The organism is Microcoleus sp. FACHB-SPT15 (genome assembly GCF_014849525.1).
Taxonomy (GTDB): domain Bacteria; phylum Cyanobacteriota; class Cyanobacteriia; order Cyanobacteriales; family Coleofasciculaceae; genus Symplocastrum; species Symplocastrum torsivum.
The window spans coordinates 1-17595 of the sequence record NZ_JACJNU010000071.1 but is presented as its reverse complement, the minus strand read 5'-3'; the positions used below and the strand labels follow the sequence as shown (position 1 = coordinate 17595).

Below are 17595 nucleotides of genomic sequence, written 5' to 3'. Positions count from 1 at the left end.
ATGAGTAATGCTCAAAACTCTGCCTCAAAAGAAACTATTTTAATTGTTGATGATATTCCTGAAAATTTGCAGCTTTTAGCCGGGATGTTATCAGACCAAGGGTATATTGTGCGCCTTGCACCAGACGGTCAACTGGCTCTTCAATTTGTCCAGTCAAATCCACCTGATTTGATTTTGTTGGATATCCTGATGCCAGATATGGATGGCTATGAAGTCTGCAAAGAGCTAAAAATGTCTCCAGCGACTCAGGACATTCCAGTTATTTTTATCAGCGCCTTGCATGAAGTGTTCGATAAGGTGAAAGCCTTTTCTGTGGGTGGAGTAGACTACATTACCAAACCCTTTGAGGTTCGAGAGGTTTTAGCGCGTGTAGAGAACCAATTACGCCTCAGTCAGTTCTCTAAACAACTTTTGGAGCAAAATGCACAGCTTAGTAAAGAGATTGAAGAGCGCAAGCGAATAGAACATGAGCGGAAACAGGCACAAGAAGCGCTGCAAGCCTCCGAAGCGGAACTCCGGGCGCTCTTTGCAGCAATACCCGATCCTCTCTTCGTCATTAATTCGGTAGGACGTGTTTTAAAGCTTGTACCGCTTGCGCCGGAGCAATTATACAAACCTGCTGACGAGCAAATTGGTAGGACGTTGCACGAGATTTTCGAGCAACCGCAAGCCGGTATCTTTCTTTGCTACATCCAACAAGCTCTCAGTACCCAACAAATACTTAATGTTGAGTACAGCCTGACTATGGGAGGGCGAGAAATTTGGTTTGCTGCCCGCATTTCGCCTATCTCGCAAGATTTAGTCATGTGGTTGGCACGGGATATCAGTGATCGCAAACGCGCCGAAGAAGCATCAATTCTGGAAGAACGCAACCGTATGGCTCGCGAGATCCACGACACCCTCGCCCAGGCATTAACGGGTGTCATCGTACACATAGAAGTCGCTAAAGTCGTCGTACCAGAGGACTCGAAGGCACGAAACCACCTTATCCAGGCACACAACTTAGCCCGTGATGGTTTGGCAGAGGCACGGCGATCAGTTTGGGCGCTACGCCCTCAGGTGCTAGAACAAGGTAGCCTCTCGCAGGCGCTGGAAAGTTTAGTTCACGGATTAACCGCAGGTACATCGATTAAAGGTGAGTGTACTATTGAGGAGACACCATACCCGCTACCTTCCGACGTAGAAATTAATCTGCTGCGTATTGCTCAGGAAGCGTTCGTCAATGCCCTCAAACACGCCCATGCCAATGCTGTTCAAGTTGAATTAACGTTCGGTTCTCAAGCCGTCAGTCTATGCGTGCGGGACGATGGTCAGGGTTTTAATCCTGAACTGCAAAGCGGGAAAGGCTTTGGTCTCTTAGGAATGCACGAGCGCATCCAGAGTCTGGGTGGTCAGTTAACGATCGCTAGCCAACCGGGACAAGGGACAGAGGTGATAGCTATTGTGCCTCTTGCGATTGATATGCCCTACCAAACAATCAGTAGAGAATAAGATAATAAGATGCATCATGAGCCAGAAACAACCGATTCGCATCTTGATTGCAGATGACCATCCCATTGTACGAGCTGGAATCGCTGCCATGCTTGAAATCGATCCCAAGGCGAACATCACCGCTGTGGGTCAGGCAAACAACGGGTGTGAGGCGGTTGAACTGTTTGCCCAACTCCAACCTGATATTACCTTAATGGACTTGCAGATGCCCCAGATGGATGGTGTAACAGCGATCGTAGCAATTCGCAAAAAGTTTCCTACTGCTCGCCTGATCGTGTTAACAACCTACGATCGCGATGAGGATATTTATCGAGGACTGCAAGCCGGTGCTAAAGCCTATTTGCTCAAAGATACACCCCGTGAGGAACTGCTAGCTTGCATTCAGGCTGTCCATGCAGGGCGATCGTTCATTCCAATGGAAGTAGGTGCCAGACTAGCAGAGCGGATGAACAGCCCAGAACTCAGTAAACGAGAGAGCGAAATTCTACAGCTAATGACGGCTGGCATGAGTAATCTGGAAATTGGTGAAGCGCTAACTATTGCAGAGGGTACAGTCAAGTCTCACATCAACAATATCTTCAGCAAGTTAAATGTTAATGATCGCGCACAGGCAGTAATCACAGCCCTGAAGCGAGGGATTGTCACTCTGCCGTAGGAGATACAACTCGATTACAAGTTAGAGAAACGCCGAAGTAGTGATTCTCAGTTGCCAGCAAGATATCGAAAGTTCCCCTTGCCCACTTACACAGTGATACGAATGATTTCCCTACCTCAAGTTGCTGTAAAAGCCAAAATCTACGAAAGCGCTAATTCGCTGGTTTATCGAGGGATACGAGAAGGCGATCGCACACCTGTCATCCTCAAGATACTCAAAGAAGATTATCCTAGCCCAACCGAACTCACCCGCTACAAGCAGGAATATGAAATTACGCGCTCGCTCAACATAGAAGGAGCCATTAAGGTTTACAGTCAACAAAATTATCAGCGAAGTCTAGTGATGCTGTTAGAGGACTTTGGCGGGGAGTCCTTAGCCAAATGGATGCAGGAATCACCCCAAGTGTATTGTCCTGTTCCCTTAGCCCAATTCTTGAGCCTCGCGAACAAGATTACAGAGATTCTGGGGAGGATTCATGCTGTCAACGTCATCCACAAAGACATTAACCCAGGCAATATCGTCCTCAAAGAAGAAACTGGGATTGTCAAAATCATTGACTTTGGCATTTCCACCCAATTAACTCGCACCAACCCGACATTTAAGAATCCCAATGTTTTAGAAGGCACCTTAGCCTATATGTCGCCCGAGCAAACCGGAAGGATGAACCGAACCCTGGATTATCGCACGGACTTTTACTCTCTGGGTGTCACCTTCTACGAACTGCTCACAGGACAACTGCCGTTTACGACAACGGATATTCTGGAATTGGTGCATTGTCATATTGCCAAACAGCCGATTCCACCGCATCAGGTAAATGCAGACATACCACGAGTCGTTTCAGACCTCATCATGAAGTTGATGGCAAAGAATGCCGAACAGCGTTATCAGAGTGCTTGGGGACTCAAAGCGGATTTGTCGGAATGTTTACGGCAGTTAGAAACAACGGGCCAGATTGCCACGTTTGGATTGGGTAATCAAGATATCGCTGACAAGTTTCAAATCCCGCAAAGACTGTATGGACGAGAAGCAGAAGTTGAGACGTTAATAACTGCATTTGAGCGAATAGCTACAGGAGAGGCAAAGCAAGCAGAATTGCTGTTGGTTGCCGGCTATTCCGGTATCGGCAAGTCAGCACTAGTCCAAGAAATTTATAAACCGATTACCCAAAAGCGCGGTTATTTCATTGCTGGTAAATTTGACCAATTCCAGCGCAATATTCCCTACTCGGCTGTCGTCAATGCCTTTGCCGGATTAGTACGGCAACTCTTGAGCGAACCGGAAGACCAACTCCAACAATGGCACAACAAACTCCTAACAGCCTTGGGAACGAATGGGCAGATTATTATCAATGTCATACCGGAAGTAGAACTGATTATTGGTAAGCAGCCACCTGTACCAGAAGTGGGAGCAACTGAAGCTCTCAATCGTTTTAATCGAGTTTTTCAAAAGTTCATCAGGGTGTTCTGTTCAAAAGAACATCCCTTAGTTATCTTTCTCGATGATTTACAGTGGGCAGACTCGGCAACACTAAAGTTGATCGAGTTGATGATGACAGATGCAGATACGCAATACCTATTTGTGATTGGAGCGTATCGGGATAACGAGGTTAACCCATCGCATCCCTTGATGATGATGCTGGAGGGACTAACAAAAGAGGGAGCAACAATTAGTCGGATTACGTTAGCACCTCTAGGGCTAGGGGCGATCGCACAACTGATTGCCGACACATTGCACAGTGAAATCAGTACGGTCAAACCCTTGGCAGAATTGGTACTTCGTAAAACCGGAGGGAATCCCTTTTTTGTTAATGAGTTTCTCAAAACACTGTACACCGAAAACTTACTGACTTTTGATTTTGAACTTCTAAGCTGGGGATGGGATATCACTCAAATTGAGGACAAAAATATCACTGAAAATGTGGTGGAGTTGATGATTGGGAAATTGAAAGATCTCCCATATTTCACGCAGAAAATTTTAAAACTAGCCGCTTGTATTGGGGCTGAATTTGACTTAAATACTCTCTCTATTATTAGTAAAAAAACACCAGAAGAAGTTTTTTCTGAGCTAGTGGTAGCAGTGCAGTCTGGCTTGATATTGACTATATCCGAATTGGATGAACAGCTAGTAGTTCAGGATTATAAATTCCTCCACGACCGAGTGCAGCAAGCGGCTTATGCGCTAATTGCAGAGGAGCAACAACAACCTGTCCATTTACAAATTGGTTATCTCTTACTGCAAAGTGGCGAACCTGAAACCCTACCTCATAACTTATTTAAGGTAGTCGATCACCTTAATCTAGGTCGTAATCTAATCACGGAGCAACAGGAGCGAGATAAAGTAGCCAGGCTGAATCTAATCGCAGGTCAAAAAGCTAAAAAAGCATCAGCTCCTAGTGCTGCGCTACAATATTTAACTATAGGAATAGAATTACTAGCTGCCAATAGCTGGCATTTTCAGTATGCTCTAACCTTGACACTGCACGAGGAAGCAACAGAAGCAGCATACTTGTCTGGAGACTTTAAACAAGTGGAGCCATGGGCGATTGTTGTTCTAAAATATGCAACAACTGTTCTGGATAAAATAAAAGTTTATGAAACTAAAATTCAAACTTGCATGGCGCAAGGCAGGCAAAAAGAGGCAATTAAAATTGGCTTAGAAGTTTTAGAGTTGCTGGGGATAGCTCTGCCAGAAACACCAACAGAAATTGATGTTCAAAGGCAATTAGAAGAAACAGCACAATACTTTAGTGGCATCAATATAGAAGAGTTGCTGGAGTTGCCATTGATGAGAGAGCCAGATAAACTAGCTGCTATGCAAATCTTATCAAGCTTAGTTGGAGCTACCTTTCAAGCCGCTCCTACATTGCTACCGCTGATTGTGTTAGAACAGCTAAATTTATCTGTCCGATATGGAAATACTTCCTTCTCAACTTTTGCCTATGCTGCTTATGGTGGGCTAATTCTCAATGGATTAATGCGAGATTTTGAAGGAGCTTATCAATTTGGAAAACTAGCACTTAGCTTGATTGAGCGGTTAGATAGTCAAGAACTCAAGTGTAAGGTCTTAGAGATACTTGGAGCGTTTATCGTGCATTGTAAAGATCATGTTAGACAAACCTTACCCTTACTACAGGAGGCATTTGAGACTGGGCTGGAAACCGGCGATTTAGAATGGGGTGTATATTCTATAGTGTTTAAGTGTCTGTTTTCACATTTTGCTGGTTTAGAATTAACTGAACTTGAATCAGAAGTAAAACTTTACACTGATATTCTGACTCAAATTAAACAGCAAAATATTCTGAATTATCTTTTTAGATTGCAGCAATTTATCTGCAATTTAATAGAGCAGGTTGAAGATCCAGATTGTTTACTTGGTAGCTATTATAATGAAGACCAATTTATACCAATTCATATTAAAGCGAATGATAGATCTCATCTCTATTATGTATACTTATACAAGCTTATTTTAAGTTATTTATTTGAAGATGGCTCACAAGCCGTAAAGTATGCTTCTCAAGCTGAACTTTATTTAGATGGAGTAGTAGGAGCTTTTTCAGTACCTGTATTCTATTTCTACGACTCTTTAGTTCAGATGCAATCATGTCAGTCTGTTTCTTCCTCAGAACGAGATTGTCTGCTGCTAAGAATAATAAGCAACCAGGAAAAGATGCAGAAATGGTCATGCCATGCTCCAACTAATTTTCAACACAAATATGATTTAGTGGAAGCTGAAAAAGCGCGAATTTTAGGTAATTTTTTTGAGGCAGAAGAATTCTACGAACAAGCAATTCTTGGTGCAAAAGACAATGAGTATCTTCAAGAAGAAGCCTTAGCCTATGAATTAGCTGCCAAATTTTACTTATTTCGGGGTAGAGAAAAGATTGCCCAAACTTACATGAAGGAAGCTCACTATTGCTATGAACGCTGGGGAGCGACGGCAAAGGTCAAAGATTTAGAAACCAAATACCCGCAGTTAATGACTCAATCTCCGAGTCTGACTCGCACAACTTCCACGCGCACGACCAATCCTAGAACGACCACTGGTAATAGTTCGGGAGACGCCTTGGATTTAGCGACGGTGATGAAAGCTTCCCAAGCGATTTCTGGTGAAATTGTGCTAGAGCAGTTACTCAGTTCATTAATCCAGATACTAATCGAGAATGCTGGGGCGCAAACAGGCTGTTTAATTTTGCACAAAGACGGCGAATGGGTGATTGAAGCTAGGAGTGAGGTGGATTCTTCAGCAAGTGTAGATGACTATACCACCAAAGTTTTGCAGTCAATTCCGATTGACAACCACCTACCCGCATCAATCATTAACTATGTCGTTCGCACGAAAGAAAGTTTAGTCTTGAATGATGCCACCCGTGAAGGCAGCTTTACTGATGAGCCTTACATTAAAGAGCATCAAACCAAATCTATCTTGTGTGCGCCACTACTCAATCAAGGCAAACTGGTCGGACTTTTTTACTTGGAAAATAATCTGAGTGCTAGAGCCTTTACACCAGAGCGATTGGAAGTCTTGAATCTGTTATCTTCACAAGCCGCCATTTCAATTGAAAATGCCAACCTCTATACCCAGTTAGGGGAATACAGCCGTTCGTTGGAACAAAAGGTATCTCAACGTACTGCCGAACTTTCCGAAGCCACTCGACTAGCGGAGGCAGCAAACCAAGCCAAAAGTACTTTCCTAGCAAACATGAGCCACGAACTGCGTACTCCTCTCAATGCAATTCTGGGCTTTTCTCAATTAATCAGTCGCTCGCGAAGCTTACCCTCCGAACACCAAGAAAACCTGGGTATCATCACCCGCAGTGGAGAACACCTGCTCAGCCTGATTAACCAAGTCTTAGATTTATCCAAAATCGAGGCTGGACGCACGACGCTCAACGAAACATCTTTCGACCTCCATCGCCTCTTAGATGATTTGGAAGATATGTTCCAACTCAAGGCTGAGGATCAGGGGTTACAGTTGCTGTTTGAGCGGACTCCAGACGTACCCCAATTTGTACGCACGGATGAAGTCAAGTTGCGTCAAGTATTAATTAACCTGCTCAATAATGCGATTAAGTTTACCTGTGAAGGGGGCGTATCAGTAAGGGTAAGGTCAGTAATCGGTAATGGGGAAGATAGCTCCAATGACCAATTACCAAATGCCAAATACCAATTGCAGTTTGAAGTAGAGGATAGCGGAGCTGGTATTGCAAAAGAAGAGCTAGATAGCTTGTTTGAAGCCTTCATGCAAACAACAACAGGTCAACAATCGCAAGAAGGGACGGGTTTAGGATTGCCGATCGCACGCTCGTTCGTGCAACTGATGGGAGGTGAAATGACGGTTAGCTCCCAAGTCGGGCATGGTAGCCTTTTCAAATTTGACATTACTGTTAGCGTAGTTGAAACAGCTCAGAGCAACAACCAGCAACCGACCCGCCGCGTCGTTGGTCTCGAACCCAACCAGCCAACCTATCGCATTCTGATTGTGGATGATCGCTGGGACAATCGACAACTGCTAATCAGGCTGCTTTCCCCCCTCGGCTTTGAACTACTCGAAGCGACTAACGGTCAACAGGGGATGGAAATTTGGGAAAACTGCTCACCGCACATCATCTTAATGGATATGCGGATGCCTGTGATGGATGGCTATGAAGCAACCAAATGCATTAAAGCCACAACTAAAGGTCAAGCTACAGCAATAGTTGCTGTGACGGCTAGTAGCTTCGAGGAACAACGAGCGATTATCCTTTCCACGGGTTGTGATGATTTTATCCGCAAACCCTTTAGAGACGCCGATATCTTTGATGCCCTACGAAAACATCTCGGAGTGAGCTTTATCTACGATGAACCCGCCGCCCCACCCACTTCAACCCAAAACGATACGGATGCTATAACTCCCGATGCCATAGCTGCCTTGCCTCCCGCTCTAGTAGCTAATCTCTACCAAGCCATAATCGATGGTGATAAAGATTTAATGTTGACTCTCATCGACCAAATCCGCTCTTCAAATAAACCTCTAGCTAATGCCCTCGCTGCATTGGTTAACAATTTCCGATACAAGCAGTTGTTACATTTAACTCAATCTGCCGCCGATTTAAAATGAGTAATCCTCAAAATCCTTCTCTAAAAGGGAATATTTTAATCGTTGATGATAACCCTGCAAATTTGGATCTTTTAAGCGGAATTTTGTCTGAGCAAGGGTATAAAGTACGCCTCATACCGGACGGTCAACTGGCTTTGATGTCTGTTCAATCAACCTTGCCTGACCTGATTTTGCTGGACATTCTGATGCCAGAAATGGATGGCTATCAAGTCTGTGAAAAGCTAAAAGCCGATGAACGAACTAGAGATATTCCAGTTATCTTCGTCAGCGCCGTGCATGAAGTGTTCGACAAAGTGAAAGCATTTTCCTTGGGTGGAGTAGATTACATCACAAAACCTTTTGAAGCCAAAGAAGTGTTGGCTCGTATCGAGACTCAATTGCGGATTAGTCGGCTCTCTAAGCAACTTTTAGAGCAAAATGCACGGTTAACTGAGCAGAAAGAACTCTTGCAAACGATCTTTGACCATATTCCGGTAATGGTAACTCTTTATGATGCCAACGGGCGGGTTCGATGGGTCAATCGAGAGTTAGAACGTGTATCGGGATGGTCTCATGCAGAACTAGAAAACATCGATCTGGTAGCAGAATGGTTTCCTGACCCAGAGTATCGTGCCTCAGTTTTGGAACATATGTTTCCCGCTACTGGGAAATGGAAAGACTTGAAAGCCAGGATTCGCGATGGAAGTCATCTGGACACATCTTGGGCAAATATTCGGCTTTCTAATGGTATGAGTATTGGGATTGGTCAGGACATCAGCGAACGGCTTGCTGCTGCGCTACGCGACCGCAAACAGGCACAAGAAGCATCTTTGCTAGAAGAACGCAACCGCATTGCACAAGAGATTCACGACACCCTAGCGCAAGCCTTCACAGGCATCATCGTTCACTTGGGAACCGCCTCACGCAAAATTACGGTAGATCCGGTAGTAGCACAAGAACATATAAAGGTGGGGCGCGATTTAGCTCGCTCTGGACTCACCGAAGCCCGCCGTTCAGTGGAAGCACTGCGTCCGAAGTTGTTGGAGGATGGTGACTTATGCAGCGCTCTGCGTCGCCTGTCATCACAGATGTTTTCCCATTCCAGTACGCACACCATCTGCGAAGTGGTGGGCGAGGCATATCCCCTGCCTCAAGAGGTAGAAAATAATGTACTCCGAATTGGACAAGAAGCATTGACCAATGCCTTTAAGTACGCCAGAGCTAGTGAAATCCGAATTGAACTGGTGTATGAGACAACGCAGTTTATTTTGCGAATCAAAGACAATGGGCAGGGGTTTGAAATCGACAGTTTTTCTGTCGAAAACGGTTTTGGTCTAATGGGAATGACAGAACGTGCCGATCGCATCGGCGCAAAGCTAACAATCCAAAGTCAACCCGGACGAGGAACGGAAGTTGTCCTATCGATCAACAGGGAGTAGGGGAAGGTGAATCAGTCAAATATCATTCGCGCCTTGGTTGCCGACGATCATCCCGTCGTAGCGCAGGGGTTGGTGGCGTTGCTCGAATGCGAGGCAGATATTACTGTTGTCGGACAAGCCCATGATGGGTGCCAAGCCGTGGAACTGTTCCACCAACATCAGCCCGATGTAACGTTAATGGATTTGCGGATGCCTCAAATGGATGGTGTTGCTGCTATTACTGCTATCTGCACTGAATTTGACGATGCTCGGATTATCGTGCTGACCACCTACGATAGTGATGAAGACATTTATCGGGGGCTTCGGGCAGGCGCAAAGGGTTATCTGCTCAAGGATGCTGAACCTGACGAACTTCTGGTAGCGATTCGCACGGTTCACAGTGGTAAAAAATACATCCCGCCTGATATAGGAGCCAAGCTGGCGGAGCGATTGAGCAACCCCCAGTTAAGCGATCGCGAGTTGGAAGTCGTCCGTCTGATGGTAGCTGGCAAGAGTACTCAAGAGATTGGTGCTGCTTTGTGTATTGCTGAGAGTACCGTCAAGTACCATATCAACAATATCTTGAGTAAATTGGGAGTTAGCGATCGCACCCAAGCAATCGTCGTGGCGCTGAAGCGAGGGATAGTTAGTATCTAGTGAGGAGAGCAAGCGAGAAAAAATTCAGATGAAAGCTTCTTGGAAAGAAGCAATTGCCTCTTTTAATTTCTGATGGACTTGAGGTATTAGGTTCGCCTCTGATAAAAATGGGTGTTGGTGCTTGATAGGTGAGCGATCGCACCCCTGAAGGGGTGACAAACAAGCTGAAAGCTTGATTTATCAGGATTTCTACCCCATTAACCTACGGAAAGATATCAGCTTATTGACAGGCTTGTTGCGAATGAGCTGTTGAACGCCCTGTTCTTGATAATGATAATCATGTCGGAGGGGGTGGGAGGGCGAGGTGTACCTCGCCCTCCCTGGATATTTTTAGAATGCCGCTTTAACTTTCATGGTAAAAAAGAGCGGTTCTTTGTTTTTAACAAGACCGCTCAACAAAAAATGCTTCCCGAATTGTATCTCGACTGTCTCAAGTCTCAACTTTCAGCATCTCAGCTGCTCAGCTTAGAAATGCTAGTGTGGCTGTTGCAATTTCATAAACAGGTACGAATTGAAAGATTAGCCGCCTGTTTACCTTTGCCCATTCTGTATGAAAGCCGCCGTCGTCATGTACAAAGGTTTCTAGCTTTACCACAGCTAAGTATTCCCTTGTTATGGTTTCCTCTAATTAAGAGTATTCTTTTAACACAAATTCAACCGGGAACTCAAGTCATCCTTCCCGTAGATAGAACGCAATGGAAGCAAAACAATTTATTTGTTGTCAGCATTATTTGGGATAAGCGAGCTTGGCCTATTTATTGGCAGTTTCTCCCACACATAGGCAGTAGCAACTTAGCTACTCAGCAAGCGCTACTACGTCCCGTGTTACGCTTGCTCAAGGATTATGAAATTGTCGTCGTTGGGGACAGAGAATTTCGCTCGGTTGAGCTGGCTTATTGGCTCAATCACAAGAAGGTATACTTTGCCCTACGCCAAAAGCAGGGGAATTATATTAAGCGCAAGGGTCAAGACTACCAAAAATTGAGTGAGCTGGGTTTAGCCCCAGGGATGAAGCTGTTTTTGACGGGAGTCAACTTTACAAAAAAGAAGGGATTCGGTCAGTTTTCTCTTGCCGCCTACTGGAAGCGAACGTATCGAGGTCAAGGTTCACATGAGGGATGGTATATCCTCACTAACCTGAAGAGTTTAGAAGTGGCAATAAAGGTTTATCAAGCTCGGAGTGGCATTGAAGCTATGTTCAAGGATTGTAAAAGTGGTGGTTACAATCTAGAAGATTCAAAGGCTTCTGTTGAACGGTTGACGAGCCTAGTTCTTTTAATTGCACTCGCTTATACTTGTGCTGGATTACAAGGGCAATCAATTAAGTCCAAAGGACAGCAAAAATATATAGGTCGTCTGAAAGAATTGAAAAGAATTACTCGACGGCACAGCAATTTCTGGGTGGGTTTGTACGGACAGATGTGGATTGCTGCCCTAGAATCTTGTAGCGATTGGGTGAGGGATTTGATGATGATTCGACCGAATAAGCGAGCGTTCTTTCAAAAAGGTTTGAGGGCGATGGCTCTAATTCAAACAGCTTTCTAATTCCCCGATTTTTTGAAGAGGAAAATAAGTCTCTCAGGGTGGGCGAGGTATACCTCGCCCACCCTCTCCTTGGCGATGATTATCATTATCAAGAACAGGGAGTGCAATCGCTCATTCTCAATAACCCTGTCAATAAGCTGATATCTTTTTGAAGGTCAAGGCGGTAGAAAGCTTGCTTCATTAAGCCTTCAGTTTATTCGTCACCCCTTCAGGAAAATAGAGAAGGAGCGGGAGCGATCACAGTGCCTGGGTTATCGCTTACTGTAATGAGCCAGCAGCTCTCCCTGCCTGATTTCACGCTCTAAGAAATAGTTCAACAGTGTTCGCAGCATTACGATCGCTCCTAAATTCAAAATCTCCTGGCGGGTTGGTGCAACTGCGGTGCGGAGGATATCGCTGGCTACTGTAAATTCCAGCCCCAATGACAGCACTCGTCCTAGTTTCAGACGAATATCTTCAGTCGCATCTACATGGTGTCTGGAACGCGATAATAATTGCCGCAGGTAGTCCCAGATTCCCCGAATCACACCCATCCCAATCACAACTGCCGCTGCAATTTCTGCTCCTGCTGACAAATAACCTGCGATCAGTTTGAGCGATGGTTCCAAAAGACTAGCTACATTTTCTCCTGACGTACCTGCTCCAACATTAAGACTTAACAGAAGTACCAGTCCAAAAATCAGTCCCAGAGGTAGCAACAGGTCAACGAGTGATTCGAGGAAACGCTCTTGTTTCATTGGTAGTTATGACTTCTATCTAACAACAGACTCAAATTTCATCAGACACTCTGACCCATGTTCTGTGTCAGTCAGGACTTTGGCACATTTTTGTTCCTTACCCTTGGCACATTAAGAGCATTCGGATTGTGGACAGTTGAAGAGTATAGAGTTAACTTACATCCCGACTCAGGAGAGTTTTTAATTATTCTTCTTGATGGTCTGATGAGTTGCCTATGTAGTTCACAAGGCTTTAAATCAGTTGTCTTTATTCTTCAACTTTCATTTGATTTAGAACAGTCAAGTTTTTCAAGTTAAGATGCAATTTAAGAGTAGTGCATCCCAATGCAAACAAAAATCCCAGAGTGCGATCGCAAGTCACGGGCAATCTCAATTTTCAGATTGACGGAGGTGCAAGGCGTGGTAGTTCAGCAGGCTTGCGGGTACCAGTAGGTCAGACCTTTGCCTTGACTTGATTGGAGGATATAGACATTGATGGTGGCACGCTGACGGCAGAGCAAGGGCGAATTGAGTTAGGCAATGCACGCGATGGACAGGTAAGCCTTGATGCTGGCTTTGTCTTGAGCTACCAAGAGTACAAAACTTTAGTGATATTCGCCTATTACAACAGGCGTTAGCAGATGCTAGTGTGCGCTCAATATGAGTGAGCTTTGGCTTTGACCAGTGCCGTCGTAATTTTTCTGTTTAAAGTTCTTAACTTCGGCAAAACCTTCGATGTTATCACCGATGAAACGTGGGTTTTATAGTGCTACATTTTTCAAGAAGTAAACCAACGTGACTTCTATTTTGATACAAGTAAGATGCCAGCTTATACGGGTGAGTTCTCTGGTGATGGGAGCAGCGCTCATTGGCTCCTTGGGAGAAAGTGCTTTTGCCCAGCTTGTCCCGGACACAACATTAGGGAGTGAAAATTCTACAGTCACACCGCTGACTCCGACAATTGACCAGATTGATGGTGGAGCAACCAGGGGCGCTAATCTCTTCCACAGTTTTCAGGAATTCAACATTGGTAGTGGACGCTCAGTTTATTTCACTAACCCCGTGGGGATAGTGAATATCCTAACGCGGGTGACGGGAGCTAACCCGTCCAACATCCTGGGAACGCTCGGTAGCACTGGCGGCAATGCCAACCTCTTTCTGATTAACCCGAATGGGATTATCTTTGGACTCAATGCCAGATTGGAGCTTGGTGGCTCATTTGTGGCGAGTACAGCCAGTAGCATCAAGTTCGCTGATGGTACAGAGTTTAGTGCAACAAATCCCTCGGCTCCTCCCCTGCTGACCATCAGTGTACCGATAGGCTTGCAGTTCAATGGTACGCAAGGAGATATCGTTGTGCAGACTCCTGTTACTGAGAAGGCGTTTACTGAAGTGGGCGATGCCGGTCAGCTGCCCGATACAGCCCAAGCTGTCAACAGCGCGACTGATGGAACAAGCTTTAACGCTATATCTGGTAATTTGGACAATGCCAATGATATTGACCTGTACCAACTGTTCCTAACAGAAGGTGTGCCTTTCAGGGCGAGTACAGTGAATGGCTCCAATGTGGATACCCAGTTGTTCTTGTTTGATGACAGTAGTTTGGGCTTAGAGAGTAACGATGACACTGTTTCCGCCAACGGCGCCCGTCTCCTCAGTCGGCAATCTACTGTACCCTCACCCTCGATCACACCCTTCACGCCAGCTGTCTCTGGTACCTATTACTTAGGCATTTCCAGTTACTATAACAACCCCCGTAGTCCACAGGGTTCCATCTTTGACGCATCAGGGGCTAAGGGACCCGGTTCAGGGTTACCCTTGAGTGAGTGGGATGCGAATAACGGCTCTGGCAGCGGTACTTATACGATTACTCTCGCTCCCCAAGCCCCGCTTCAGGTTCAACCGGGCAAAACTCTAGCGCTTGTGGGCGGTAATGTCACTATCCAAGAGTCAAATTTGCAGGCTCTGGGTGGTCGAGTCGAGTTAGGAGGAGTAGCCGGGTCAGGAATGGTTGGGCTGAATGTCGATGGCAACAACATAGCTTTGAGTTTTTCCGAGCAGCTAGCGCGAGCCGATGTCTCCTTGAGGAATGGTAGTGGTATTTACGCTATAGGAGCTAATGGCAGTATTAAAATGTTGGCTCGAAACATTGATATCTCCAGAAGTGTACTTGAGATGGCAATTCCCAGCCCTTCGAGATTACCTGGTACCCGTTCGGAAGATCTGGAGCTGAATGCAACTGGCTCTATCACAATCAGCGATAATAGCATCTTGCGAAACATATTATTTGGACAGGGAAGTCTCGGCAGCATCAACCTAACAGCGGGCGATCTCGTTTCTTTGGATGACAGTTTTGTAGCCAATATTGTAGGTTCAACGGGTGTCGGTAATGCTGGTGATATTAACATCACCACGGGTTCTCTTTTTCTCACGGGTCTTATTTCTCGCATATATGCCGACACGTATGGACAAGGAAATGCAGGCAGCGTGAATATTAATGCCCGCGATACCATTTCTTTGGATAGCAGCGGTACTTTTCCTAGCAGTGGTAGTGAGATACGCAGTCTCGTATATAGAGGGGGCATCGGTAACGCTGGCAACATCAACATCACCACGGGGGCTCTTTCGCTCAGCAATGTTGAACTGTCTTCCTACACGCTGGAGCAGGGGAATGCAGGCAGTGTGAACATTAATGCCCGCGATATCGTTTCGCTCACGAATTCTCAACTGTCTTCCTACACGCTGGAGCAGGGGAATGCAGGCAGTGTGAACATTAATGCCTACAATACCATTTCTTTGGATAACAGTAATGTAATCAATCTCACAGGCGGTATCAACATCACTACAGGATCGCTTTCCCTCACCAATGGCTCTAGCCTGTATTCCGACACCTTTCGACAGGGAAATGCAGGCAGTGTGAATATCAATGCTCGCGATCGCGTTTCCCTAGACGGTACATCCCCTATCCCTACCCGTTTCAGCTATAACCCCAGCACTATCTTTACACGAGTGTTTGGTGCAAGCACTGTTGGTCAAGGAGGAGATGTTAATATTACAACTGGCTCGCTGTCTCTGACTAACGGGGGAGCCGTGAATACCTCCACCCAAGGGCAGGGAAATGCCGGTCGCGTCACCATTAATGCTCGTGACTCTATACAAATTAGTGGAACAGCCTCTAGTTATATCAATGGCTTGGGTGAAGTTATTAATAGGCTGCCTAGTGGGGTGACTACCTCTGCGGAGTCAAGCTCGGTCGGAAGCGGGGGGGATGTAATCATCACCACAGGCTCTCTCTCGGTTTTCGACTCTGGGAGAATCAACACGACCGCTCAAGGACAAGGCGAGGCAGGGAATATCCAGATTCAGGCAAGTGATAGCGTCTCGTTTGATGGCGCAGAAGCGACTAGCACGCTCTCGACAACGGGAGTCGGCAAGGGCGGCGATATTGAAATCACAGCGCGATCTCTCTCACTCCTCAATAACGCTCAACTGTCGGGTTCCACCTCTGGAGAGGGAGACGCGGGCAATATTACCGTCAGTGCCGACACAGTGGGTTTGAGCAGTGGCGGACGACTGCTGACCACGACTTCGAGTGGCAGTCGTGCTGGTGACATCACAGTGAATACTCCCGACCTACAGCTATCAGGGGCAACCAGTGGTCTATTTGCCGAAACCACCAGTGATGCCAATGCAGGCAACTTGACCATTCAGCCACTCGGAAACGGGCAAAGTGTGAGGGTAAACCTTCAGGATGGGGCACAAATTTCTGCCTCTACAGAGGCCGGTGGTAATGGTGGAGAGCTAACGATTACTGCTCCAGAGTCCATTACTCTCACAGGTAATGGTTCCGTTATTGCCGCCGAGACGGGTGGCAGTGGTATGGGTGGAAACTTAAATCTACAAACCGGAATCCTGAACATTCAAAACCAGGCACAAGTGACAGTCAGCAGTTCCGGCGCAGGCAGTGCTGGTTCCTTATTCGTGGATGCTAATCAAATCTATCTCGACAACGGGGGCAAAATTCGGGCAGACACTTCGGGAGGTGGGGGAGATATCAATTTACGCTCGTCCCTAATACTCTTACGAAATGGCAGTAGCATCACGACCAACGCCACTGGCAGCAACATTCCCGGTGGCGACATCAGCATCTATACAGACAACTTGGTTGCTGTGCCTTCGGAAAATAGTGACATCAGCGCCAATTCCGCTAACTTCCGGGGCGGTAATGTAACTGTGAGAGCGGATGGCATCTTTGGCATCGAGTTTCAAGAGCAACTGACTCCCTTGAGCGACATTACTGCCACGGGAATCACTTCGGAGTTTAGTGGCACAGTCGCCATCATCACACCAGGGATTGACCCCTCAAGAGGGCTAGCCGAATTGCCGACAGAGGTAGTCGATGCAACGGGTGCGATCTCTACTGGCTGTCGAGATGTTCAAGGCAGTTCTTTCATAGTCACGGGTCGTGGGGGGTTGCCACCTACTCCTCAACAAGCCTTAGGCGATGACCCACGTTGGCGTGACTGGCGCACTCCGGCTGGAGTTAGCCGCCAGCCGAATACTCCTCAGTATGGAACCTTACCGCCTTCAGCTAACCCAGCCAGCACTAAATCAGCATTAGTGGAAGCGACTGGGTGGGTGACCTTACCTGATGGTCAGGTCATTCTCACGGCAAGTGCGGCTAATGTGACATCCTCCAATCACTGGGGACAGCCAGTTAATTGCGATGGTTCGTAAACTTCCCTTGTTTTAGCGAGTCTGTCTGGCAAAGTCGGTAATGAAAAGGTATCAGACCAACAAAGCGATGGGGAAAGCGCTCGCCTCGTTATTCGCTCATCGGCAGTGCAGTTGGTTGAAGAATTAAACAAGTAATCACAGGGGTTCCTCTCCCAGGAACACCACAATCGATCTCAAGAAATATAGCCCTGAAGGGGTGACGAGTAAGCTGGAAGCTTGATAAGTCAAGATTTCTACCCCATTAACCTACGCCAAGATGTCAGCTTATTGACAGGATTGTTGAGAATGAGCTGTTGAACTC

Annotated in this window: 10 protein-coding genes; 9 read left to right on the top strand and 1 reads right to left on the bottom strand. The window is 46.2% G+C overall.

Features of this window, described 5'->3' with window-relative positions; translation table 11 throughout:
* From H6F98_RS31950 to H6F98_RS31925, 6 genes are all read left to right on the top strand, one after another.
* Entirely contained in the window at positions 1-1491 is a 1491-nt protein-coding gene (locus H6F98_RS31950) for a response regulator (protein WP_192222775.1), read from the top strand.
* Positions 1492-1507: 16 nt separating this feature from the next.
* A complete protein-coding gene (locus H6F98_RS31945) occupies positions 1508-2146 on the top strand; it encodes a response regulator transcription factor (RefSeq protein ID WP_192222774.1) in 639 nt (212 codons plus the stop codon).
* A gap of 102 nt (positions 2147-2248) precedes the next feature.
* On the top strand, positions 2249-8242 hold the full coding sequence (locus H6F98_RS31940; protein ID WP_192222773.1) for a hybrid sensor histidine kinase/response regulator: 5994 nt from the start codon (positions 2249-2251) through the stop codon (positions 8240-8242).
* A complete protein-coding gene (locus H6F98_RS33840; RefSeq protein ID WP_192222772.1) occupies positions 8239-9660 on the top strand; it encodes a response regulator in 1422 nt (473 codons plus the stop codon). The genes H6F98_RS31940 and H6F98_RS33840 overlap by 4 nt, the downstream gene beginning before the upstream one ends.
* 6 nt (positions 9661-9666) lie before the next feature.
* Complete coding sequence (locus H6F98_RS31930; RefSeq protein ID WP_192222771.1) at positions 9667-10296, top strand: response regulator; 630 nt, start codon at positions 9667-9669, stop codon at positions 10294-10296.
* A 402-nt stretch (positions 10297-10698) separates the two neighbouring features.
* Complete coding sequence (locus tag H6F98_RS31925) at positions 10699-11841, top strand: IS4 family transposase (protein WP_192222793.1); 1143 nt, start codon at positions 10699-10701, stop codon at positions 11839-11841.
* Positions 11842-12092: 251 nt separating this feature from the next.
* On the opposite strand, the gene H6F98_RS31920 is transcribed toward H6F98_RS31925, so the two are convergent.
* Entirely contained in the window at positions 12093-12578 is a 486-nt protein-coding gene (locus H6F98_RS31920; RefSeq protein ID WP_192222770.1) for a DUF1622 domain-containing protein, read from the bottom strand.
* Between the two features lie 314 nt (positions 12579-12892).
* On the opposite strand from H6F98_RS31920, the gene H6F98_RS31915 reads away from it, so the two are divergent.
* From H6F98_RS31915 to H6F98_RS31905, 3 genes are all read left to right on the top strand, one after another.
* Positions 12893-13033 carry a hypothetical protein gene (locus H6F98_RS31915; RefSeq protein ID WP_192222769.1) on the top strand — a complete coding sequence of 47 codons (141 nt, stop codon included), beginning with the start codon at positions 12893-12895 and terminating at the stop codon, positions 13031-13033.
* Entirely contained in the window at positions 13034-13195 is a 162-nt protein-coding gene (locus H6F98_RS31910; RefSeq protein ID WP_192222768.1) for a hypothetical protein, read from the top strand.
* Between the two features lie 199 nt (positions 13196-13394).
* Entirely contained in the window at positions 13395-17294 is a 3900-nt protein-coding gene (locus tag H6F98_RS31905) for a filamentous hemagglutinin N-terminal domain-containing protein (protein ID WP_313929980.1), read from the top strand.
* Positions 17295-17595: the final 301 nt, after the last annotated feature.